At 65.4% G+C, this 21,819-nt stretch carries 19 protein-coding genes and 1 rRNA gene; 14 read left to right on the forward strand and 6 right to left on the reverse strand.

The genetic code is table 11. The features are described 5' to 3' along the window. Window positions 1-46 precede the first annotated feature (46 nt). Window positions 47-1,578 (reverse strand): 16S ribosomal RNA (locus tag ACGLHR_RS31120). Between the two features lie 584 nt (window positions 1,579-2,162). Next, window positions 2,163-2,939: an enoyl-CoA hydratase gene (locus tag ACGLHR_RS31125; RefSeq protein ID WP_267605156.1), complete on the reverse strand. Its 777-nt coding sequence runs from the start codon at window positions 2,937-2,939 to the stop codon at window positions 2,163-2,165. A 227-nt stretch (window positions 2,940-3,166) separates the two neighbouring features. Between ACGLHR_RS31125 and paaG the strand changes: the two genes are divergently transcribed. From paaG to paaK, 3 genes are read left to right on the forward strand one after another with little or no spacing between them, the layout of a single operon-like run. Further along, complete coding sequence (gene paaG / locus ACGLHR_RS31130) at window positions 3,167-3,979, forward strand: 2-(1,2-epoxy-1,2-dihydrophenyl)acetyl-CoA isomerase PaaG (RefSeq protein ID WP_400098500.1); 813 nt, start codon at window positions 3,167-3,169, stop codon at window positions 3,977-3,979. A 46-nt stretch (window positions 3,980-4,025) separates the two neighbouring features. Further along, window positions 4,026-4,472, forward strand: a complete 447-nt coding sequence (gene paaI, locus ACGLHR_RS31135) for a hydroxyphenylacetyl-CoA thioesterase PaaI (RefSeq protein WP_400098502.1) — start codon at window positions 4,026-4,028, stop codon at window positions 4,470-4,472. Window positions 4,473-4,524: 52 nt separating this feature from the next. Next, window positions 4,525-5,826, forward strand: coding sequence for a phenylacetate--CoA ligase PaaK (gene paaK, locus ACGLHR_RS31140; RefSeq protein ID WP_267605154.1), 1,302 nt, complete (start codon window positions 4,525-4,527; stop codon window positions 5,824-5,826). Between the two features lie 69 nt (window positions 5,827-5,895). Here the strand turns inward: paaK and ACGLHR_RS31145 are convergent, their stop codons facing one another. Then, on the reverse strand, window positions 5,896-7,059 hold the full coding sequence (locus ACGLHR_RS31145) for a murein transglycosylase A (protein WP_400098504.1): 1,164 nt from the start codon (window positions 7,057-7,059) through the stop codon (window positions 5,896-5,898). Window positions 7,060-7,147: 88 nt separating this feature from the next. Here ACGLHR_RS31145 and ACGLHR_RS31150 point away from each other — a divergent pair, with 88 nt between their 5' ends. Then, on the forward strand, window positions 7,148-7,366 hold the full coding sequence (locus tag ACGLHR_RS31150) for a hypothetical protein (protein WP_400098506.1): 219 nt from the start codon (window positions 7,148-7,150) through the stop codon (window positions 7,364-7,366). A gap of 16 nt (window positions 7,367-7,382) precedes the next feature. Here the strand turns inward: ACGLHR_RS31150 and apaG are convergent, their stop codons facing one another. Continuing rightward, window positions 7,383-7,757, reverse strand: a complete 375-nt coding sequence (apaG, locus tag ACGLHR_RS31155) for a Co2+/Mg2+ efflux protein ApaG (protein WP_006162582.1) — start codon at window positions 7,755-7,757, stop codon at window positions 7,383-7,385. A 167-nt stretch (window positions 7,758-7,924) separates the two neighbouring features. On the opposite strand from apaG, the gene rpe reads away from it, so the two are divergent. The 8 genes from rpe (at window position 7,925) to ACGLHR_RS31195 (ending at window position 15,411) form a co-directional block, all read left to right on the forward strand. Then, entirely contained in the window at window positions 7,925-8,626 is a 702-nt protein-coding gene (rpe, locus tag ACGLHR_RS31160) for a ribulose-phosphate 3-epimerase (protein ID WP_400098508.1), read from the forward strand. After that, complete coding sequence (gene gph, locus ACGLHR_RS31165) at window positions 8,623-9,354, forward strand: phosphoglycolate phosphatase (protein WP_400098510.1); 732 nt, start codon at window positions 8,623-8,625, stop codon at window positions 9,352-9,354. Before rpe ends, gph begins: the two co-directional genes overlap by 4 nt. 483 nt (window positions 9,355-9,837) lie before the next feature. Continuing rightward, complete coding sequence (gene trpE / locus ACGLHR_RS31170; RefSeq protein WP_400098512.1) at window positions 9,838-11,355, forward strand: anthranilate synthase component I; 1,518 nt, start codon at window positions 9,838-9,840, stop codon at window positions 11,353-11,355. Between the two features lie 24 nt (window positions 11,356-11,379). Continuing rightward, window positions 11,380-11,949, forward strand: coding sequence for an aminodeoxychorismate/anthranilate synthase component II (locus ACGLHR_RS31175; protein WP_267605151.1), 570 nt, complete (start codon window positions 11,380-11,382; stop codon window positions 11,947-11,949). A gap of 74 nt (window positions 11,950-12,023) precedes the next feature. Next, complete coding sequence (gene trpD / locus ACGLHR_RS31180) at window positions 12,024-13,052, forward strand: anthranilate phosphoribosyltransferase (RefSeq protein WP_267606563.1); 1,029 nt, start codon at window positions 12,024-12,026, stop codon at window positions 13,050-13,052. Between the two features lie 48 nt (window positions 13,053-13,100). Beyond that, window positions 13,101-13,904 carry an indole-3-glycerol phosphate synthase TrpC gene (gene trpC, locus ACGLHR_RS31185; RefSeq protein WP_400098514.1) on the forward strand — a complete coding sequence of 268 codons (804 nt, stop codon included), beginning with the start codon at window positions 13,101-13,103 and terminating at the stop codon, window positions 13,902-13,904. A gap of 16 nt (window positions 13,905-13,920) precedes the next feature. Beyond that, window positions 13,921-14,562 (forward strand): inorganic triphosphatase, encoded by a 642-nt coding sequence (locus ACGLHR_RS31190; RefSeq protein WP_400098516.1) that lies wholly within the window; start codon window positions 13,921-13,923, stop codon window positions 14,560-14,562. Window positions 14,563-14,616: 54 nt separating this feature from the next. Continuing rightward, the gene (locus ACGLHR_RS31195; RefSeq protein ID WP_400098518.1) at window positions 14,617-15,411 is read left to right on the forward strand and encodes a uracil-DNA glycosylase; all 795 of its coding nucleotides are present in this window, start codon (window positions 14,617-14,619) and stop codon (window positions 15,409-15,411) included. Window positions 15,412-15,456: 45 nt separating this feature from the next. Here the strand turns inward: ACGLHR_RS31195 and ACGLHR_RS31200 are convergent, their stop codons facing one another. After that, window positions 15,457-15,729: an acylphosphatase gene (locus ACGLHR_RS31200; RefSeq protein ID WP_150985647.1), complete on the reverse strand. Its 273-nt coding sequence runs from the start codon at window positions 15,727-15,729 to the stop codon at window positions 15,457-15,459. A 326-nt stretch (window positions 15,730-16,055) separates the two neighbouring features. On the opposite strand from ACGLHR_RS31200, the gene ACGLHR_RS31205 reads away from it, so the two are divergent. Both ACGLHR_RS31205 and ACGLHR_RS31210 read left to right on the forward strand, forming a co-directional pair. Beyond that, entirely contained in the window at window positions 16,056-17,810 is a 1,755-nt protein-coding gene (locus tag ACGLHR_RS31205) for an ABC transporter permease (protein ID WP_400098520.1), read from the forward strand. 62 nt (window positions 17,811-17,872) lie between these two features. Next, window positions 17,873-19,219 carry a nitrate/sulfonate/bicarbonate ABC transporter ATP-binding protein gene (locus ACGLHR_RS31210; RefSeq protein WP_400098522.1) on the forward strand — a complete coding sequence of 449 codons (1,347 nt, stop codon included), beginning with the start codon at window positions 17,873-17,875 and terminating at the stop codon, window positions 19,217-19,219. A 34-nt stretch (window positions 19,220-19,253) separates the two neighbouring features. Here ACGLHR_RS31210 and ACGLHR_RS31215 read toward each other — a convergent pair whose 3' ends face one another. Further along, a complete protein-coding gene (locus tag ACGLHR_RS31215) occupies window positions 19,254-21,788 on the reverse strand; it encodes an FUSC family membrane protein (RefSeq protein ID WP_400098524.1) in 2,535 nt (844 codons plus the stop codon). Between the last annotated feature and the right edge of the window lie 31 nt (window positions 21,789-21,819).

Below are 21,819 nucleotides of genomic sequence, written 5' to 3' on the forward strand. Positions count from 1 at the left end.
AACAAACCGATAAGTGTGAACGCTCGACGTTGGATGCACGCTCTTGAAAGGAGGTGATCCAGCCGCACCTTCCGATACGGCTACCTTGTTACGACTTCACCCCAGTCATGAACCCTGCCGTGGTAATCGCCCTCCTTGCGGTTAGGCTAACTACTTCTGGCAAAACCCACTCCCATGGTGTGACGGGCGGTGTGTACAAGACCCGGGAACGTATTCACCGCGGCATGCTGATCCGCGATTACTAGCGATTCCAGCTTCACGTAGTCGAGTTGCAGACTACGATCCGGACTACGATGCGTTTTCTGGGATTGGCTCCCCCTCGCGGGTTGGCAACCCTCTGTACGCACCATTGTATGACGTGTGAAGCCCTACCCATAAGGGCCATGAGGACTTGACGTCATCCCCACCTTCCTCCGGTTTGTCACCGGCAGTCTCTCTAGAGTGCTCTTGCGTAGCAACTAAAGACAAGGGTTGCGCTCGTTGCGGGACTTAACCCAACATCTCACGACACGAGCTGACGACAGCCATGCAGCACCTGTGTCCACTTTCCCTTTCGGGCACCTGATGCATCTCTGCTTCGTTAGTGGCATGTCAAGGGTAGGTAAGGTTTTTCGCGTTGCATCGAATTAATCCACATCATCCACCGCTTGTGCGGGTCCCCGTCAATTCCTTTGAGTTTTAATCTTGCGACCGTACTCCCCAGGCGGTCAACTTCACGCGTTAGCTACGTTACTGAAGAAATGAATCCCCAACAACTAGTTGACATCGTTTAGGGCGTGGACTACCAGGGTATCTAATCCTGTTTGCTCCCCACGCTTTCGTGCATGAGCGTCAGTGACGTCCCAGGGGGCTGCCTTCGCCATCGGTATTCCTCCACATCTCTACGCATTTCACTGCTACACGTGGAATTCTACCCCCCTCTGACATACTCTAGCCTTGCAGTCACAAGCGCCATTCCCAAGTTGAGCTCGGGGATTTCACGCCTGTCTTACAAAACCGCCTGCGCACGCTTTACGCCCAGTAATTCCGATTAACGCTCGCACCCTACGTATTACCGCGGCTGCTGGCACGTAGTTAGCCGGTGCTTATTCTTCCGGTACCGTCATCCCCCCGCCGTATTAGGGCAAGGGATTTCTTTCCGGACAAAAGTGCTTTACAACCCGAAGGCCTTCTTCACACACGCGGCATTGCTGGATCAGGGTTGCCCCCATTGTCCAAAATTCCCCACTGCTGCCTCCCGTAGGAGTCTGGGCCGTGTCTCAGTCCCAGTGTGGCTGATCGTCCTCTCAGACCAGCTACTGATCGTCGCCTTGGTGGGCCTTTACCCCACCAACTAGCTAATCAGACATCGGCCGCTCCTATCGCGCGAGGCCTTGCGGTCCCCCGCTTTCACCCTCAGGTCGTATGCGGTATTAGCTAATCTTTCGACTAGTTATCCCCCACGACAGGGCACGTTCCGATGTATTACTCACCCGTTCGCCACTCGCCACCAGGATTGCTCCCGTGCTGCCGTTCGACTTGCATGTGTAAGGCATGCCGCCAGCGTTCAATCTGAGCCAGGATCAAACTCTTCAGTTTAATACCTGTGTGACCCTTCGGTTTCCCGACGGATCTCGCTCTTTCGAGCGGTCGCTCACTCTCAGAAAACTGACTGGTTACGTCCGAAGACATAACCAACATGTTTTACTGTGCGAGCACTTTATAACTTGTAAGCTAAAAGACCGAAGTCTTCCGCATCCGCTATCAAGCGCCCACACTTATCGGTTGTTTGTTTGTTAAAGAACTGGCCGCGGCTCGCTTTGCTTGCCGCGTCGCTGCTTTTGTCTGCAGCAGAGAAACGAGATTATGAAGCGTGATCATCGTTTCGTCAACAGGTTTCGCAAACTTTCTTTGCTGCAGCCGGCGTCTGAACCCGCTCCGCCAACCACCCCTGCCAACCCCGCAACCCTTGTCCCGTCTGCTTTGCAGCGGTCTTTTGTGTTGCGAGGGGGCGAATAATAAGCGCCCCACCCGACCTTGGCAATCGTTTTGTCACATGAGTATGCGAGGCCCTCCGAGGGGCCAGGGACAACCCATTGATCTATAAAGTAAATGCGGCTTTCTTACCCCGCATCAAAAGATGAATACCCGATGAACTTACTCGGGTATTTGCCTATCAAGTTTTAGCGATGCTTGAACCCGGGCGCTCTCTTCTCCACAAATGCGGCCATGCCTTCCTTCTGGTCCTCCGTCGCGAAGGTCGAGTGGAACAAGCGGCGTTCCAGGTGCACGCCTTCGGAAAGGCTGGTCTCGTAAGCGGTGTTGATCGACTCCTTGATCATCATGACCACCGGCAGGGAGAACCCGGCGATGGTCTCGGCGGCGGCCAACGCATCGTCGAGCAGCTTGTCGGCTGCAACCACACGCGACACCAGGCCGGCGCGCTCGGCTTCCGCCGCGTCCATCATGCGGGAAGTCAGGCACAGGTCCATGGCCTTGGCCTTGGAGACCGCGCGCGGCAGGCGCTGGGTGCCGCCAGCGCCCGGCATGGTGCCCAGCTTGACCTCGGGCTGGCCGAAGCGGGCGGTATCGGCAGCGATGATGATGTCGCACATCATCGCCAGCTCGCAGCCGCCGCCAAGCGCGTAGCCGGCCACCGCCGCGATCACCGGCTTGCGGACGCGGCGGATCGCCTCCCAGTTCCGGGTGATGTAATCGCCCTTGTACACATCCATATAGGTGTACTTCGCCATCATGCCGATATCGGCGCCTGCGGCAAAGGCACGCTCGCTGCCGGTGATCACGATGCTGCCGATGGCCTCGTCGGCGTCGAAAGCGAGCAACGCCGCGCCCAGCTCATCCATCAGCGCGTCGTTGAGCGCGTTCAGGGCCTTGGGGCGGTTCAGCGTCACCAGGCCAACGCGCCCGCGCGTCTCCACCAGAATGTTCTCATACGGCATGTGTTCTCCTCTTGGAATAGGAAGTGGGGAAGTACAAAGTGGATCGATTCGTTACCAGCGAGACGATACTCGCGCGCGGAAATTAGTGCTACCATTCGCCGACCGACTGGTCGGTTAATTTAAGCGGCGATCCGAATTCTCCTGCATGGCTATATGCATAGCTATATATAAGAGAGTGACCGGGTGCCGCCAGACATTGCCCCTAACAGACACGGCAGGAGACGAAGATGCCAGATACGCCCCCGCAGGCCAGCCTGACTTCCGGCCCGATACTGCTCGCCTGGCACGGCCAGGTCGCCGTCATCACGCTGAATCGCCCCGACAAGCTCAATAGCTTTACTCGCGACATGCATGCCGTGCTGCAGCAGGCACTAGACCATGTGGAGGCCGGCGGCGCCCGCGCCCTGCTGCTGACGGGTGCCGGGCGCGGTTTCTGCGCAGGACAGGACCTGGCCGACCTGGATTTCACGCCCGGCGCCATGACCGACCTGGGCGAGTTGATCGATGTATGGTTCAACCGGCTGGTCCGGCGCCTGCAAAAGTTGCCGCTGCCGGTGATTGCCGCCGTCAACGGCACCGCGGCCGGCGCCGGCGCCAACCTGGCGCTGGCCTGCGACATAGTGTTGGCGGCACGCTCGGCCAGCTTCATCCAGGCCTTCGTCAAGATTGGGCTGGTCCCGGATTCCGGCGGCACCTGGCTGTTGCCCAAGCGCATCGGCATGGCCCGCGCCATGGGACTGGCCATGACGGGCGACAAGCTCAGCGCCGACGAGGCCGAAAAATGGGGGCTGATCTGGGAGGCGATGGACGACCCCCTGCTGCCCGAGCAGGCGCTGGCCCTGGCCACGCACCTGGCGGCGCAGCCAACGCGCGCCCTGGCCGCGATCAAGCAGGCGATGTACGCCGGCGCAAGCCAGGGCCTCGATACCCAGCTCGACCTGGAGCGCGACCTGCAGCGCCAGTTGGGCGCCTCGCTGGACTATGCCGAGGGCGTCAACGCTTTCCTGGAAAAACGCGCGCCACGTTTCACGGGGCGCTAGGATCGCCTGTACGCACCGCAGCCAACAGCCCGAACAGGAGACCAGCTTGACCCACAATCCCCAGGCCCTCGCCGAAGCGGCCGCTGCCAGCATGTACGAGGCCGATGCCTGCAGCCGCTGGCTGGGCATCACCGTCGAGGCCGTGCGGCCCGGCTATGCGCGCTTGTCCATGCCGGTGCGGCAGGAATTCCTCAACGGCCACGGCATCTGCCACGGCGGACTGATGTTCACGCTGGCCGATTCGACCTTTGCCTTCGCCTGCAACAGCCACAATATCAACACGGTGGCGGCGGGTTGCAGCATCGAGTTCCTCAAACCCGTGCAGGGCGGCGACGTGCTGACGGCAGAAGCCACGGAGCAGGTCCGGTCGGGCCGGCATGGCATCTACGATATCCGGGTGACCAACCGCGCCGGCGAGCCGGTGGCGATGTTCCGCGGCAAGTCCGCGCAGATCAAAGGGCATGTCGTCCCGCCGCCGGGCGCGGCGGCGTGATGCCGGGCCCGGATTCCACCACGCAAACATAAGCCCCCGCGCAGGAGACACCATGACGCGCCTGACAGATCTGCCGCTCGAGCCGATCGAGACCGCCAGCCGCGAAGCCTTGCAGGCCTTGCAGCTGGAACGCCTGAAATGGTCGCTCAACCACGCCTATCAGAACTCGCCGGTCTACCGCCGCAAGTTCGATGCTGCCGGCGTCCACCCGGACCAGATCCGGACCCTGGCCGACCTCGCCCGCTTTCCGTTCACCACCAAGCAGGACCTGCGCGATAGCTACCCGTTCGGGATGTTCGCCGTGCCGCAGGACCGCGTGGCGCGCATCCATGCCTCGTCGGGCACGACCGGCAAGCCCACGGTGGTGGGATACACCTTGAAGGACATCGACACCTGGGCCACGGTGGTGGCGCGCTCGATCCGCGCCGCCGGCGCACGGCGCGGCGACAAGGTGCATATCAGCTACGGCTACGGACTGTTTACCGGCGGACTGGGCGCGCACTACGGCGTGGAAAAGGCGGGGCTCACCGCGATCCCGTTCGGTGGCGGCCAGACCGAGCGGCAGGTGCAGTTGATCCAGGATTTCAAGCCGGAAGTGATCATGGTCACGCCGAGCTACATGCTGGCCATCGCCGACGAGTTCGAGCGCCAGGGCATCGACCCGACCTCCAGCTCGCTCAAGGTCGGCATCTTCGGCGCGGAGCCCTGGACGCCCGAGATGCGCCTGGCCATCGAGAAGCGCATGGGCATCTCGGCGGTGGATATCTATGGGCTATCGGAAGTGATGGGGCCGGGCGTGGCCAGCGAGTGCGCCGAGACCAAGGATGGCCCGACCATCTGGGAGGATCATTTCTACCCGGAGGTGGTCGATCCCGTCACCGGCGCGGTGCTGCCCGACGGCGAATTCGGCGAGCTGGTCTTTACGTCGCTGTCCAAGGAAGCCCTGCCGATCGTCCGTTACCGGACCCGCGATCTCACGCGGCTGCTGCCTGGCAGCGCTCGCGGCGCGTTCCGCCGCATGGAGAAGGTGACCGGCCGCTCCGACGACATGATGATCATCCGCGGCGTCAACGTGTTCCCCTCGCAGATCGAGGAGCTGATCCTCAAGCACGCGGAACTAGCGCCGCACTACCAGTGCGTGCTGACCAAGGATGGCCATCTCGACGTGCTGACCGTGCGCGTGGAATGCGCGCATGGCGTCGACCCGGCGGCCACGCAGCAGGCCAGCGCGCAACTGACCTACGACATCAAAGCCTTTATCGGCGTCACCGTTGGCATCGAGATCCTGCCTACCGGCGGCGTGGAGCGCTCGGTGGGCAAGGCGCGGCGCATCGTCGACCAGCGCCCGCGCTGAAGATAGAGAGGTAAGTGCAAGAAAGTGCAGGAGCCGGCCAGGATTGGCCGGCTCTCTTGCTTTCATGCCTTAGCTGCGCGGCATCAGCACCCACATCCGCCCGCCCTGCTTCATCCGCCCGGCGGTTTCGCCGGCAGCGTCGCCAGCCCCCCAGAAGAAGTCAGCGCGCACCCCGCCCTTGATGGCGGAGCCCGTATCCTGCGCGAACATCAGGCGCTGGATGGGCTCGGACGACAGCGGCCGCGTGGTGGAGAGGAAAACCGGCACGCCCAGCGGGATGGTGGCGGGATCGACCGCGATGGAGCGCTCGGCAGTCAGCGGCACGCCCAGCGCCCCGACCGGGCCATCGTTATTAGGCGGCAGTTCGCGGAAGAACACGAAGCGCGGGTTCACGTTGAGCATTTCATCAACGCGCCCCGGGTTGGCCCGCGCCCAGGCCTTGATGCCCTGCATGGTGGCCTGCGCCGGCGTGATCTCGCCGCGGTCGAGCAGCCACTTGCCGAAGGAGCGGAACGGCTGGTCGTTGGTGCCGCCGAAACCTACCCGCATGACGCTGCCGTCCTGCAGGCGGATCCGGCCGGAGCCCTGGATCTGCAGGAACGCGGCTTCCACCGGATCATCCACCCAGACCAGCTCCTGGCCGCGCAGGGCCGGGTTCTGCAGCAGCTCACCACGCGCCGGCAGCGGCCGGTTGCCCCACTGGGCCGGCTTGCGGTACAGCGGCACCTGGTACTGGCCCTGGCGCTGGCGCGCGCCGTGCAGGATCGGCTCGTAGTAGCCGGTGATCAGCCCGTTGTCGGTGCCGTCGCCGTTGATGACGCGAAAGGGCTGGAAGTTGGACTCGAAGTACGAGCGCATGGCGTCCAGGTCGCCGGCGTCGACCATCAGGCCGAGCGCGCAGACGCGGTTCCACTCGGCGCGCTTCTTCAGGGCCTGGCAGCTGGCCTGCAGCGCCGGCCAGGCGGCGCGCACGTCGTCCTGGCTCCAGCCGCCGATCTCGGCCCAGTTGGCGGCTTGCAGCACGCCCTTCTGGGTGGAACCGGTCGGTGGCGTCACGGGACGGGTGCCCGGGCCCTCGATGCGCGGCGGCGGGCCGCTCATGCAGCCGGCCAGCAGCGTGGCCGCAGCGGCAAGCCCGAGCCAGCCAAGGCGGCGCCCGGCGCCTGGCGAGCCGCGCAGCGGGGCCCGGGAAGAGAAAACAGGAAAGCGGAAAAAGGAATGCAGGTGTGCCATCTTGATTGGGTGAAAACTCAGCGTATCGCGGCCGGACGCATCTGCCGATGGCCTACAATGCCCACCGTCGCCTCCACGTAGCCCTGTCATGAGCAAGTTCTTTGAAGCCCATCCCATGCTGCTGTTCGCCCTCGAGGCCGGACTGGCGCTCTTCCTGCTGATCTTCATCGTGGTCTGGACCATGGGCACGGCCAAGAAGAACCCGCGCCCCAGCCGCGCGCCGGACGATCATCCGTCGCGTGCGGGACATGCGGAACAGGGCTCGGCGCGTACCCGACAGGATCAGGACAGCGCACCGGGCCAATAGGTTCCGCCGGCTTCTCTCAGTGCAACATGCGCGGCAGGACCAGCGCAAACTCGGGAATCGGCACCTCGAAGCGATGGCCATCCTCGGCCACGCAGAAATACTCCCCCTTCATCGAACCCACCGGGGTCGAGATGGTGGCCCAGCTGGTGTACTCGAAATGCTCGCCGGGCTTGAGCAGGGGCTGGTGCCCGACCACGCCAAGGCCAGCCACTTCCTGGGTGCCGTTGTCGCTATCGGTGATGACCCAGTGGCGGGAGATCAGCTGCGCAGCCACCTCGCCGGTATTGTGGATCGTGATGGTGTAGGCGAAGGCATGGCGCCCGCGCTCAGGGTCGGACTGGTCGGCCAGGTACTGTGTACGTACGGCCACGGAAAACGCGTATTCGCTCATAGTCGACACATAAGGGGCGGGATCAGGGTAGCCGCATTGTGCGGCAAGGCTCGGGGGGCGGCAAGCTAAGCCGCCGCAAGCTGCCTGCCCGATGGCAGCGGCGCCCCGCGCGGGGAGGGTAAAATACCGGCTTCCCCTTGAAGCACTCCCCCCTTTCGAGCCCCGCCATGAGCACGCCCACCTACCGCATCGCCCCGTCCATCCTGTCCGCCGACTTTGCCCGCCTGGGCGAGGAAGTGCGGCGCGTGACCGCGGACGGCGCCGACTGGATCCATTTCGACGTGATGGACAACCATTACGTGCCGAACCTGACCGTGGGCCCGCTGGTGTGCGAGGCAATCCGCCCCCACGTGACCGCCCCGATCGACGTGCACCTGATGGTGCGCCCGGTAGACCGCATCATCCCGGACTTTGCCAAGGCTGGCGCCAATATCATCACCTTCCACCCGGAAGCGAGCGAGCATATCGACCGCTCGCTGGCGCTCATCCGCGAACACGGCTGCCAGGCCGGCCTGGTATTCAACCCGGCCACGCCGCTGCACCACCTGGACCACGTGATGGACCGGATCGACGTGATCCTGCTGATGTCGGTCAACCCCGGCTTCGGCGGCCAGTCGTTCATCCCCGAGACGCTCAACAAGCTGCGCGCTGCCCGCAAGCGCATCGACGCGTACGCCGAGCGCACCGGACGCCGCATCCTGCTGGAAGTGGACGGCGGCGTGAAGATCGATAACATCGCCGAAATCGCCGCAGCCGGGGCCGACACCTTTGTCGCCGGTTCCGCCGTGTTCAGCAAGCCGGACGCGGACGGCGGCTACAAGGGCGTGCTGTCTTCCATGCGCAGCGAGCTGGCCAAGGTCGGCCAATGAGCGTAACCCAGCTTAAGCGCACCGACTGGCGCGGCATCCGCGGCGTCATCGTGGACCTGGATGGCACCATGGTGGACACCGCCGGCGACTTCCATGCGGCGGTCAACGCCATGCTCAAGGCGCTGGTCCACCTGCACCGGCAGCTTGGCAACGCCGCGCCGATGAGCAAGGAGGAGATCGTCAGCTTTGTCGGCAAGGGCTCGGAAAACCTGATCCGGCGGGTGCTGGATGCGCGCTTCTCCCCCGCCCACGCCAATGGCATGTTTGCCGATGCGCTGGCCCTGTACGACCGCGAATACCTGCGCATCAACGGCCAGTTCTCGCAGGTCTACGCTGGTGTCGCCGAGGGGCTGGCGGCGCTGAAGGCAGCCGGCATACGGCTGGCCTGTGTGACCAACAAGCCATACAACTTCACCGAACCCCTGCTGGCCAAGACCGGCCTTGGCCGGTTCTTCGAGCTGGTCTACGGCGGCGACGCCTTCGCCCTGCGCAAGCCGGATCCCCTGCCGCTGCTCAAGGTGGCCGAGGCGTTCCGGCTGGAGCCGGCTGAAATGGCCGCGATCGGCGACTCGGAAAACGATGCGCAAGCGGCCCGTGCGGCCGGCATGGGAGTGCTGCTTGTGCCCTATGGCTACAACCACGGCAATCCTGTACAAGGCGTCGACGCCGATGGTATAGTCGATTCCATTGTTCGCGTTGCCGAGCTGTTTGCGGCACACCGGGCATGACCCTGGCGGCCACGGCCGCCAAACAAGCAAAAGAAGTACAAGCAGAAGTACAAGCACCACCAAACATCCAAACCATAAATCGCTGAACACGATTTCATGTTTCTGAACCGCAAACGCATCTCTTCTGGCAGTGATCGGCAGGCCTGGCCCTGGCGTCGCTGGCGCGCCTCCCAACAGGCGTAAAGTGCGTTCGCGAGTCTCCTGACCGCCCCCTTCCCGCATCCCCGCGATGCATCCGTACCAGGATGGGGCCGGCCAGACCGGCAGGTTGCCGGACCTTCACTGATTTTCCAGCCGCCCGACATCCCAGCCCTTGCGCCGGTGTCATCCGAACGCGCTGCACGCCCACCCCGGCCGTGCGTGGACACTCGTCCGCGCCATGGTCTCTCCGGGGCGGGTCTGACGACCTTCCAGCCCCAAGTTGCCGACATCGCGACGTGCGCCATACTGAAACGACTGGCGCCGCTGCACACGAGGATCGACATGACCGAACTGGAATTCAAATCGCTGGCCGAGCAGGGCTACAACCGTATCCCCCTGATCACCGAAGCCTTCGCCGACCTGGAAACGCCGCTGTCGCTGTACCTGAAGCTGGCGCAATCGCAAACGCGCGGGGTCAACACCTTCTTGCTGGAATCCGTTGTGGGTGGCGAGCGCTTCGGCCGCTACTCCTTCATTGGCCTGCATGCCCGCACCCTGCTGCGCGCCTGCGGCATGCGCACGGAGGTGGTCACCGATGGCCGCGTGGTGGAAACCCATGAAGGCAACCCGCTCGACTTCATCGCCGACTTCGAAAAGCGCTTCAAGGTGGCGCTGCGCCCCGGCCTGCCGCGCTTCTGCGGCGGCCTGGCCGGCTACTTCGGCTACGACGCGGTGCGTTATATCGAGAAAAAGCTCGCCAACACGCAAAAGCCGGACGACCTGAACCTGCCCGACATCCAGCTGCTGCTGTGCGAAGAGCTGGCGGTGATCGACAACCTGTCCGGCAAACTCTACCTGATCGTCTACGCCGACCCGACCACCCCGGAAGCCTACGCCCGCGCCCGCCAGCGCCTGCGCGAGCTGCGCATGAAGCTGCGCCAGCCGGTGGATGTGCCCATCACCAGCCCCTCGGTGCAGACCGACGTCTACCGCGAGTTCGACAAGGCCGACTACCTTGCGGCCGTGCATAAGGCCAAGGAATACATCATGGCCGGCGACATGATGCAGGTGCAGATCGGCCAGCGCCTGGTCAAGCCGTACCGCGACTCGCCGCTGACGCTGTACCGCGCGCTGCGCTCGCTGAACCCGTCGCCGTACATGTACTTCTACAACTTCGGCGACTTCCAGATCGTGGGCGCCTCGCCCGAGATCCTGGTGCGCCAGGAAACCCGCCGCGTCGGCAGCAACGGCGACCAGCGCGAGGATCACATCGTCACCATCCGCCCGCTGGCCGGCACCCGCCCGCGCGGCAACACACCGGAGAAGGACGCGCAGCTGGCCACCGAACTGCTCAACGACCCCAAGGAAATCGCCGAGCACGTGATGCTGATCGACCTGGCGCGCAATGACATCGGACGCATTGCCGAGATCGGCTCGGTCAAGGTCACCGACCAGATGGTGATCGAGAAATACTCCCACGTGCAGCACATTGTCAGCTCCGTGGAAGGCACGCTCAAGCCCGGCATGAGCAACCTGGACGTGCTGCGCGCCACCTTCCCGGCCGGCACGCTGTCGGGCGCGCCCAAGGTGCATGCGATGGAGATTATCGACGAGCTGGAGCCGCGCAAGCGTGGCATCTACGGCGGCGCGGTGGGCTACCTGTCCTTCGGCGGCGAGATGGACCTGGCCATTGCGATCCGCACCGGCATCGTCAAGGACGGCAATCTCTATGTGCAGGCCGCTGCCGGCATCGTTGCCGACTCGGACCCCGAAGCCGAATGGAGGGAAACCGAAGCCAAGGCGCGCGCCGTGATCCGCGCCGCCGAGCAGGTCCAGGACGGCCTGGACTCGGATATCTAAGGTAAAGGGAACAGGGGAACCGCCATGCTGCTGATGATCGACAACTACGATTCGTTTACCTACAACATCGTCCAATACTTCGGCGAACTCGGCGCCGACGTGCGCACCTATCGCAACGACGAAATCACGCTGGAAGAGATCGAGGCGCTCAAGCCCGACCATATCTGCGTCTCGCCCGGCCCGTGCAGTCCCAAGGAAGCCGGCATCTCGGTGGCGGTGCTGCAGCACTTTGCCGGCCGCATCCCGATGCTGGGCGTGTGCCTGGGCCACCAGGCCATCGGCGAAGCCTTCGGCGGCAAGGTGATCCGCGCCAAGCAGGTCATGCACGGCAAGGTCAGCCGCATCGAGACCACGCAGGAAGGCGTGTTCGCCGGCCTGCCCAAGCACTTCGACGTGACGCGCTATCATTCCCTGGCGATCGAGCGCGAAACCTTGCCGGATTGCCTGGAAGTGACGGCCTGGACACCGGATGGCGAGATCATGGGCGTGCGCCACAAGACGCTCGCCATTGAAGGGGTGCAGTTCCACCCCGAGTCCATCCTGTCCGAGCATGGCCATGCGCTGCTGGCCAACTTCATCAAGGCGCCCCGATGAGACTGCTCGATACGCCCTACGCGCCCGCGCCAGGCGCTGCCCAAACCAACGCCAAGACCGAGACCGAGACCGCCATGTCCATCACGCCCCAGGAAGCCCTCACCCGCTGCATCGAACATCGCGAGATCTTCCATGACGAGATGCTGCACCTGATGCGGCAGATCATGCAGGGCCAGATGTCGCCGGTGATGGCCGCGGCCATCCTGACCGGGCTGCGCGTCAAGAAAGAAACCATCGGCGAGATCTCGGCGGCGGCGCAGGTGATGCGCGAGTTCGCCAACAAGGTGCCCGTCAAGGATCGCGAGAACTTCGTCGATATCGTCGGCACCGGCGGTGACGGCTCGCATACGTTCAATATTTCCACCGCGTCGATGTTCGTGGCCTCCGCTGCCGGCGCGCGCATCGCCAAGCACGGCAACCGCGGCGTGAGCTCCAAGTCGGGCAGCGCCGACGTGCTGGAAGCGCTGGGCGTGAACATCATGCTCACGCCGGAACAGGTTGGCCACTGCATCGAGCAGACCGGCATCGGCTTCATGTTCGCGCCCACGCACCACCCGGCCATGAAGAACGTGGCACCGATCCGCAAGGAAATGGGCGTGCGCACCATCTTCAATATCCTGGGCCCGCTGACCAACCCGGCCGATGCGCCCAATATCCTGATGGGCGTGTTCCACCCCGACCTGGTTGGCATCCAGGTACGCGTGATGCAGCGCCTGGGCGCGCGCCACGCGCTGGTCGTCTACGGCAAGGACGGCATGGACGAAGTCTCGCTGGGCGCTGCCACGCTGGTGGGTGAACTCAAGGACGGCGAAGTGCGCGAGTACGAAGTCCATCCCGAGGACTTTGGCCTGCAGATGATCTCCAACCGCGGCCTGAAGGTGGCCGATGCCACCGAGTCCAAGGAAATGCTGCTGGAAGCGCTCACCGATGTGCCCGGCACCCCGCGCGAGATCGTCACGCTCAACGCCGGCACCGCGCTGTACGCGGCCAATGTGGCCACCTCGATCGAGGACGGCATCCAGCGCGCGCGCGAGGCCATCGCCAGCGGCGCGGCACGCGAGAAGCTCGACCAGTTCGTGCGCGCCACGCAGCAGTTCAAGTAAGCCGGCCTGGTCCGTCTAGCAAATTAAGCCGAGCGAGAGAATCCCCGCATGTCCGATATCCTGCAGAAAATCCTGGCCGTAAAGGCCGACGAAGTGAACGCGGCGCGCAAGAAGCGCGACCTGCCCAGCTTGCGCGCCGAGGCCGAGAGCCTGCGCGCCGAGCCGGGCCTGGCGCCACGCGGCTTCGCGCGCGCGCTGCGCGAGAAGATCGCCGCCGGCAACGCCGGGGTGATCGCCGAGGTGAAGAAGGCCTCGCCCTCCAAGGGCGTGCTGCGCGCGAATTTCGTGCCGGAGGCCATCGCCGAGAGCTACGCCACGCACGGCGCGGCCTGCCTGTCCGTCCTGACCGACGTGAACTTCTTCCAGGGCCACGCCGACTTCCTCAAGCGCGCCCGCGGCGCCTGCCCGCTGCCCGCGCTGCGCAAGGACTTCATGATCGATCTGTACCAGGTCTATGAAGCCCGCTGCTGGGGCGCCGACGCCATCTTGCTGATCGTGTCCGCGCTGGACCCGGGCCTGATGGCCGAGCTGGAAGCCTGCGCGCATGAGCTCGGCATGGACGTGCTGGTGGAAGTGCACGGCAGCGAGGAGCTCGACACCGCGCTGCGCCTGAAAACGCCGCTGCTGGGGGTGAACAACCGCAACCTGCGCACATTCGAGGTCTCGCTCGACAACACGCTGGACCTGCTGCCGCGCATCCCGGACGACCGCCTGGTGGTGACTGAATCCGGCATCATCGGCCCGGACGACGTACACCGCATGCGCGACGCCAATGTGCACGCCTTCCTGGTGGGCGAGGCCTTCATGCGCGCGCCCGACCCGGGTGTCGAGCTGGCACGCCTGTTCGCCTGAGCGGGAGCACGAAAAAATGGCCCAGGAAATCGAACTCAAGCTGGCGGTGCCCGACGGTGCCATGCCGGCGCTAGCGGCCTGGCTGGATGCACAAGGGCAGGCGTGCGGCGAGCACACGCTGCTCAACGTCTACCTCGACACCCCGGCCCGCGACCTGGCCGGCGCCCGTGCCGCCCTGCGGCTGCGCCGCCGTGGCGAGCAATGGCTGCAGACGTTGAAGACCGCGGGCAAGAGCGAAGCCGGGCTGGCCGCCCGCCACGAGTGGGAAACCAAGGTGGCGGCCGAAGCCATCGAGCTCGACGCCTTCCCGCCCGAGGCCCGTGCCCTGCTGGCGCCGCTGGCCGCAACCCTGGCGCCGGTATTCCGCACCGATTTCGCGCGGCGCACCTGGCTGGTCGAACAGGATGGCGTCAGCATCGAGGCCGCGCTCGACGTCGGGACGATTTCAGTACCGGCCACCGCAGCGCAAGAGACGATTCAGGAACTCGAGCTCGAATGGCTGCCCGGCGACGCCGGACAAGCTCCCACGCAGGAACGGGCCGAGGCCGCGCTGCGCGCGCTGGCGCTGCGCCTGCAGCACGTCGCGCCCCTCAAGCCGTCCGACCAGAGCAAAGCCGCGCGCGGCTACCGGCTCGCCGGCGGTGCCGGCCGAGCCTGAGTTGGCGCGCCCGCCGGCCTCTCCCCTACTTAAAGAACCAGGTATCCCTCCAGCATGAGCAAGCACAACAGCGCACAGGCCGACCTGTTCGCAGCCCCGGTCGTTGCCGCAGCCGAAACCGCGCCCGCGCCCGCCGCCAGCCTGTCGGAGCAAGCCGCGGCGCTGCCAGCGGCCTGGCGCGCATTGCTGGCCCCCTGCATGAGCGCAGCCGGCTGGCAGGAACTGGCCACCTTCGTCGACGGCGAACGCGCCAGCGGCAAGCCGGTCTTTCCGCATGACGTGTTCCACGCCTTGCACCTGACGCCGCCCGAGACCGTCAAAGTGGTGATCCTTGGCCAGGACCCGTATCACGGCACCGGGGTGGTCAACGGCAGCGAGATTCCGCAGGCGCATGGCCTGGCCTTCTCGGTGCCGGATGGCGTGCGCGTGCCCCCCAGCCTGCGCAACATCTTCAAGGAAATCGCCGCGGAATATGGCGACGGCGGGGCAACAGCCCCGGCCTCCGGCAACCTGGAGGGCTGGGCACGCCAAGGCGTGCTGCTGCTCAACACCGTGCTGACGGTGGAGCAGGGCCAAGCCGCCAGCCACGCCAAGCGCGGCTGGGAAGCGGTGACCGATTGCCTGATCCAGGCCTTGTCCGCCGCGCGCCCGCACCTGGTCTTCCTGCTGTGGGGCAGCCACGCGCAGGCCAAGAAACCCTTGCTGGCCGGCACGCATTGCGTGCTGGAAGCGCCGCATCCGTCACCACTGTCGGCACACCGGGGCTTCCTCGGCTGCGGGCACTTCCGGCTGGCCAACGACTGGCTGCAAGAGCACGGTGCCGCGCCGGTGGACTGGCGCGCCACCTGAGCCGCCGCGCAGCCTGTTCACGCTGCCGGGCGCGCCTGCCTGCCTTCAGGCCGTCGGCAGGCAGTCGAAATCCTCGAACTCACCCGCGCCGGGCAGCGCCACCAGGGCGTTGACCTGCGCGTCCGGCGGCCCGCGCCGCATCCAGTTGCAAAGGGCCTCCAGCCGATCCGGCGGCCCATAGGCCATCACCTCGACCGAACCATCGCGCCGGTTGCGCACCCAGCCGTTGATGCCCAGCGCCCCGGCCTGCCCCGCGCACGCCACGCGGTAGCCCACGCCCTGCACCCGCCCCTTGACCACGATGTGCCACGTTTCCATCTGGCTTCCCCTTGCCGCGCGCGAGCGCTGAAACAACCGTTGAAACGGTTACGACACGCATAACAGGTAAACTAGACCGCCCTGCCAAGCGTTACCAGTAGGGGCAGGCCAACGCAGGTAACGTCCGCAGCACAACGACGCGCAAGTCGCGCTCCGTCGACAACCCGAAAGCCCTGTTAGCAACCCGACGTAACCCGAAGTAACCCGAGCCAGCGCAGCGCAAGGCGCCCACGCCCTGGCCGGCCACCGCCGATCCGATTCATCCAGGCCCCCGGACCGCCCGGCCCCGTCCGGCAACCGCGGCCAACGTTTCCACTGCCAAGATAATGCAGCAAGCCGAACACGACCAGGCCAGCTCGGTCACTTCCCGTGGCTACGCCAGCCAGCTGCTGACCGCGCCGCCGAACCGCTTCGACCTGGCGCTGCTGCCCATCATCCTGGCGGTGATCGTGCTGGTGGCCTTTGCCGCCCGCCAGATGAACGTGCCCTACCAGCCCGGCGAGCCGCTGGACGTGCACTTGGACATCGCCTACCTGCCCTACTATCTCATGCGCACCAGCATCCGCATGATGATTGCGCTGGGCGCCTCGCTGCTGTTCTCCTTCGCCTTCGCGGCGCTCGCCTCCAAGAACCGCACTGCCGAAAAAGTGATGGTGCCGGCGCTTGATATCCTGCAGTCGATCCCGGTGCTGGGCTTCCTGTCGATTACGGTGACAGGCTTCATCGCCCTGTTCCCCGGCAGCCTGGTCGGGGTGGAATGCGCCGCCATCTTCGCCATCTTCACCTCGCAGGCCTGGAACATGGCGTTCAGCCTGTACCAGTCGATCCGCACCATCCCGACCGACCTGGTGGAAGCGGCAGCCATGTTCCGGCTCTCGCCGTGGCAGAAGTTCTGGCGCCTCGAAGTGCCTTTCGCCATGCCGGGCCTGCTGTGGAACATGATGATGTCGATGTCCGGCGGCTGGTTTTTCGTGGTCGCGTCCGAGGCCATCGCGGTGTCTGGCAACGACATCCGGCTGCCGGGCATCGGCTCCTATATCTCGCTGGCGATCCAGCAGCAGAACCTGGCGGCGATCGGCTGGGCCATCCTGGCCATGCTGATCGGCATCGTGCTTTATGACCAGCTGCTGTTCCGGCCGCTGATTGCCTGGGCCGACCGCTTCCGTTTCGAGATCATGGCGCAGGAAACCGAGCCGCAATCGTGGCTGCTCAACCTGCTGCGCCGCTCGGAATGGGTACGCGTGCTGCTGGGCCGCACGGCAGCGCTGGCCGAGCGCACGCTGGCCTGGGGATCCGGGAGCAAGGCGGTAGCGCCGAAGGCCAACGATGGCCGGCGCGCAATGTGGATCGAACGCGCCGGCAACGTCATCATCATCGTGATTGCCATGCTGGCCCTGTATCGCGTGATGCACTTCGTGCGCACCGAGGTGGGCTGGGCGGAGGTGGGCCATGTGCTGTGGCTGGGCACGCTGACCATGGTGCGGGTGATCGTGCTGATCGCGCTGGCCGCGGTGATCTGGGTACCCATCGGCATCCGCATCGGCCTGAACCCCAAGGTGGCGCGCATCGCCCAACCGGTGGCGCAGTTCCTGGCCGCCTTCCCGGCCAACCTGATGTTCCCGCTGGTGGTGATGCTGATCGTGCGCTTCGGGCTGAACCCGGAGATCTGGCTCAGCCCACTGATGATTTTTGGCACGCAGTGGTACATCCTGTTCAATGTGATTGCCGGCGCTTCCGGCATCCCCACCGAACTCAAGCTGGCCGCGCGCAATTTTGGCCTGCGCGGCTGGCTGCTGTGGAAACGCTTCCTGGTCCCTGCGGTGTTTCCCAGCCTGCTGACCGGCCTGGTGACCGCGGCCGGCGGCTCGTGGAATGCGAGTATCGTGTCCGAATACGTCACCTGGGGCGACCGCACGCTGGTTGCCACCGGCCTTGGCAGCTATATCGCGGAGATGACCTCGAAGGGCGACTTCCCCCGCATCGCGCTGGGCATCGGCGTGATGGCGGTGTTCGTGGTGGGCTTCAACCGCCTGCTGTGGAACCGCCTCTACCTGCTTGCGCAAGAACGCACGCGTCTTTGAGCCGCCCATACGCCGCCAAGAAGCCGCCCATTTGAAGCCCTGAATCTGAACGGAATTCCATCATGGCAAGCCCCACCGCAGACGCAGCCGAATCCGTAGTCGAACTACGCGGCGTCTCGAAAATCTTCCGCACCGCGGACCGCTCCGACCGCGCCGTGCTCGAGGGCGTGGACCTGACCCTCAAGCGCGGCGAGATCGTCGCCATGCTGGGCAAGTCCGGCTCGGGCAAGTCCACCCTGCTGCGTATCATGGCCGGGCTGGTCGGCGCCGATCGCGGCGAGGTGCGTTTTCGCGGGCAGGCGCTGCACGGCACCGCCGAAGGCATCGCCATGGTGTTCCAGTCGTTCGCGCTGTTTCCCTGGCTCACCGTGCAGCAAAACGTGGAGCTCGGGCTGGAAGCCCAGGGCGTGCACAAGGAAGAACGCTCGCGCCGGGCCGAGGCGGCGATCGACATGATCGGGCTGTCGGGCTTCAACAGCGCGCTGCCGCGCGAGCTCTCCGGCGGCATGCGCCAGCGCGTGGGCATTGCCCGCGCGCTGGTGACCGAGCCCGACCTGCTGCTGATGGACGAGGCCTTCTCCGCGCTCGACGTGCTGACCGGCGAGACCCTGCGCGACGAAATGCTCGACCTGTGGGAAGACGGCCGCACCAATATCAAGTGCATCCTGATCGTCTCGCACAATATCGAGGAGGCGGTGATGATGGCCGACCGCATCGTGATCCTGTCAAGCGATCCCGGCCGCATCCGCGCCGAGGTGAAGATCCCGTTCCCGCGCCCGCGCAACCGCGACTCTTCCCAGGTGCGCGGGCTGATCGACGAGGTCTACACGCTGATGACGTCGCCCGCCGCGATGGGCCCGCGCGTCACCGCGCTGGCGGCCGCGAGCGATATCGGCTACCGCCTGCCGGATGCCGACATCAGCCAGATGGAAGCCATTCTCGACCTGCTGTGCGAAGCGCCCTTTTTCGGCCGGGCCGACCTGCCGCACCTGGCCGAGGAGGCCGGACTCACCGACGATGACCTGCTCCCGGCCTGCGAAGCGCTGCACCTGCTGCAGCTGGCCACCATCGAGCGCGGCGACATCAGCGCCACCGGCCTGGGCCGCGCGTACTACGAGACGGAACCGCCCGAGCGCAAGGTGCTGTTCGGCAAGCAGTTGCTGCAGCACGTGGCATTGGCCGCGCATATCCGCCGCGAGCTTGAGCAGTCGGAGGACGGAGAGATCCGCGAGGAACATGTGCTGCGCGAGCTCGAAGCCTTCCTCAAGCCGGACGAAGCCGAGCGCGTGCTGACCCTTGCGATCGAATGGGGCCGCTATGGCGAGGTGTACGAATACAGCTACAACAGCGGCATGCTGACGCTGCCCCGCGAGGAGCAGCCGGCGCCAGGCGCTGGCACGCAGTCCTGATTGGCGCGGCCCGGCATTCTGGTTTCCTAGGTTCCTAGCGCTCGCGCATGGCCCGGCCGATCGCGCCGGTACGCAGGGCGATCTTGGCGGTGTCCTCGCGCAGCGCGCGCAGGCGGCGCTCCAGGATGGCATTGGCGGTGCGCCCGGTGGAGCTCGCCGTGCTGGCGGTGCCGCCGGCTTCGCTGGCAGCCCGGGTCAGCTCGCCCGAGGCCGCGGCCTGCACCAGCACGTCGGCGCGGCGGCGGTCGGCCGAATCGGCCAGGCGAGCGCGACGCTCGCTGGCGTCTTCGGCCGCGGGCGGCGCGATAAGCGCTTCCGTGGCGATCGCGGCATCGGCGGCGCGCACGGCCTGAGCATTGGACGCAGCGGACGCAGCAGACACCATGGACGCCGTGGACGCCGCGGACGCAACGGCAACATCGGCCAGCTCGGCGACACCAGCGGCGGCCGCCCCCTTGGCATCCACGCTAGCGTTCGCCAGGTCCGCTGTCTCCGTGGCTTTCACCGGCGCTTCCGCCTGCGCCCGCCCCTTCGCCGGATCCTTCACCGCGCGAATGAAACCCGCGCCCCGTCCACCGGCACGGTCGTCCTCGGCCAGCCGTTCGCTCGCCAGCTGCAAGCTGTTGGCCGCGGCATCGGTGGCCTGGCGGATGGCGGCTTCGGCGGCCGGCAGGTCCAGCTCGCCATAGTGCTCGCGCACCTGGATGCGCGCCGCGGCCACGTGCGCGGCCACCAGGTAGTTCTGCACGATAAAGCGGTTCAGGTTGTCCACCGCACGATGCCGGCTCTTGGGCTCGTCGAGCATGCGCTGGAACGCCCCGATCAGCGCCGACAGGCTGTCCATGAACTGCTTGCGCTGCACCCGGTAGGCGAAATCGTCCTTGGCCACGCGCAGCAGAAGGTCGCGCGTGGCGGCGATGTAGCGGCGGTTGGCCTGCAGCACGTTCTCTACCAGCGCGGGCAGCGCGCGGTATTCCCAGCTGGGCAGCACGAAGCTGAACACCGAGGCGATCAGCCCGCCGATCACCGTATCGATCAGCCGCTCGCCGGCGACAGTGGGGCTACCTGGCATCAGCAGGTTGATCTGGATCAGCACCTGCACGCAGGCGGCGACAGCGGTATATCGGTACTTGATGGTGGAGAACGCCGTGCTGGCCACCAGCGCCAGGAACAGCACGCCAAGCAGGATCAGCGGCTGGTGCACGACCTTGAGCACGCCTACCGCGATCACGCAGCCGATCAGCGTGCCGATCAGGCGATCGTTGTAGCGCTGCTTGGTCATGCTGAAGTTGGGCTTCAGGATGACGATGATGGTCAGCAGGATCCAGTAACTGTGCGAGACATAAGGCAGATGATCGGCGATCCACAGCCCGGCCCCCACCGCCATGGTGATGCGCAGCGCATAGCGGAACGCCGGCGACTTCCAGTTCAGGTTGTCGCGCAGCACCTTGAGCTCGTAGCGCTGGCGCGTCAGGAATGGCGTCATGTCGGGCCCGGGCAGCACCTTGCTGGGCTCCACCGGCGTACGCGACGCCTCGTGCAGCTGTTCCACCAGCACGATGGCGCCCTTGATCATGTCGAGCGTCTCCGCGACCGCCGTCATTGCCGCCGGGTTGATGTGGTGATGGCGCAGCTGCGCGATCTCGTGCTCGACGGCGCGCAGTTCCTGCCGGTACTCAACGGAAGCGTAGGAGGGCCGGCCGCGCGTGATGTCGTAGGCGATCCCCTCCACGTCCTCGCACATCAGCTGCACCAGCCGGCGCAAGTGATCCAGCACCGGCGTGCCGGCAAAGGTCTGGCGCAGCAGCGGGTAATCGGTATTGGTGGAGAGAATGTACTCATACAGGTCCAGCATGCGCATGTGAACCTGCACCAGCAGCCCGTCGTGCGGAGTGCGGTTGCCGCGCAGCACCAGGTCCCGCGCGGCCTGCTGGCGCTCGGCCACCACGATCTGCTGGCGCACCAGCTGGTTGAACTGCGCCTCGTAGTCGTAGCCGGCGTCGTAGAAGCCCGCCTTGATCTCGAGGTAGCCCGCCATCTCATACAACGCCTCGGCCAGCACCTGCTGCTTGGTGCGCCGCTGCGTGGCCCAGCTCACCACCATCGCGTAGGCCATGTACGCCACCGCGCCGATGCCGAACAGCAAGGAATGCTCGAGCGCGCGCCGCACCACGAAATCCTCGTTGATGGTGAGCGTCATGACGAACAAGGCCGAGAACTGCAATGGCAAGGTCTTGTTGCCGTACACCGTCATCATGCCGGCCATGAAGGTCACCAGCACCAGCACCAGCGGCATCACGCGCGGGAACGGCGTGGCCATGGCCACCAGCAAGGTCACCGCCGTGCACAGCAGCACGCTGGCCAGCATCTCGTTGAACTTGTGGTTGAACGGGCTGGGCAGGTCCATCAGGCTGGTGCACAGCGCGCCCATCGAGACCACCATGGCGGTGGGCAGGTCCGCGAACTGCAGGGCGATCAGCGTGGCGCCGATCACCCCGGTCGCGGAACGCAGGCCGCGAGCCACGTAATGCGAATAAACGAAGGTGCGGGCGTCGTGCGCGTATTGCATGTGGCTGCGTAGGTCCTGTGTTCCCTGCTGG

This window comes from Cupriavidus sp. CuC1, from assembly GCF_044627735.1.
GTDB classification, from domain to species: domain Bacteria; phylum Pseudomonadota; class Gammaproteobacteria; order Burkholderiales; family Burkholderiaceae; genus Cupriavidus; species Cupriavidus ulmosensis.

Bases quoted from the DNA above. Each gene is read 5' to 3' on its own strand.
- ACGLHR_RS31205 (WP_400098520.1), top strand. From the start codon at position 16,056: ATGCAGCAAGCCGAACACGACCAGGCCAGCTCGGTCACTTCCCGTGGC.
- ACGLHR_RS31200 (WP_150985647.1), bottom strand. From the start codon at position 15,729: ATGGAAACGTGGCACATCGTGGTCAAGGGGCGGGTGCAGGGCGTGGGC.
- ACGLHR_RS31145 (WP_400098504.1), bottom strand. From the start codon at position 7,059: ATGGCACACCTGCATTCCTTTTTCCGCTTTCCTGTTTTCTCTTCCCGG.
- ACGLHR_RS31175 (WP_267605151.1), top strand. From the start codon at position 11,380: ATGCTGCTGATGATCGACAACTACGATTCGTTTACCTACAACATCGTC.
- ACGLHR_RS31190 (WP_400098516.1), top strand. From the start codon at position 13,921: ATGGCCCAGGAAATCGAACTCAAGCTGGCGGTGCCCGACGGTGCCATG.
- ACGLHR_RS31215 (WP_400098524.1), bottom strand. From the start codon at position 21,788: ATGCAATACGCGCACGACGCCCGCACCTTCGTTTATTCGCATTACGTG.
- paaG (WP_400098500.1), top strand. From the start codon at position 3,167: ATGCCAGATACGCCCCCGCAGGCCAGCCTGACTTCCGGCCCGATACTG.
- ACGLHR_RS31195 (WP_400098518.1), top strand. From the start codon at position 14,617: ATGAGCAAGCACAACAGCGCACAGGCCGACCTGTTCGCAGCCCCGGTC.
- paaK (WP_267605154.1), top strand. From the start codon at position 4,525: ATGACGCGCCTGACAGATCTGCCGCTCGAGCCGATCGAGACCGCCAGC.
- apaG (WP_006162582.1), bottom strand. From the start codon at position 7,757: ATGAGCGAATACGCGTTTTCCGTGGCCGTACGTACACAGTACCTGGCC.
- rpe (WP_400098508.1), top strand. From the start codon at position 7,925: ATGAGCACGCCCACCTACCGCATCGCCCCGTCCATCCTGTCCGCCGAC.
- ACGLHR_RS31125 (WP_267605156.1), bottom strand. From the start codon at position 2,939: ATGCCGTATGAGAACATTCTGGTGGAGACGCGCGGGCGCGTTGGCCTG.
- ACGLHR_RS31150 (WP_400098506.1), top strand. From the start codon at position 7,148: ATGAGCAAGTTCTTTGAAGCCCATCCCATGCTGCTGTTCGCCCTCGAG.
- trpD (WP_267606563.1), top strand. From the start codon at position 12,024: ATGTCCATCACGCCCCAGGAAGCCCTCACCCGCTGCATCGAACATCGC.
- trpE (WP_400098512.1), top strand. From the start codon at position 9,838: ATGACCGAACTGGAATTCAAATCGCTGGCCGAGCAGGGCTACAACCGT.
- trpC (WP_400098514.1), top strand. From the start codon at position 13,101: ATGTCCGATATCCTGCAGAAAATCCTGGCCGTAAAGGCCGACGAAGTG.
- gph (WP_400098510.1), top strand. From the start codon at position 8,623: ATGAGCGTAACCCAGCTTAAGCGCACCGACTGGCGCGGCATCCGCGGC.
- ACGLHR_RS31210 (WP_400098522.1), top strand. From the start codon at position 17,873: ATGGCAAGCCCCACCGCAGACGCAGCCGAATCCGTAGTCGAACTACGC.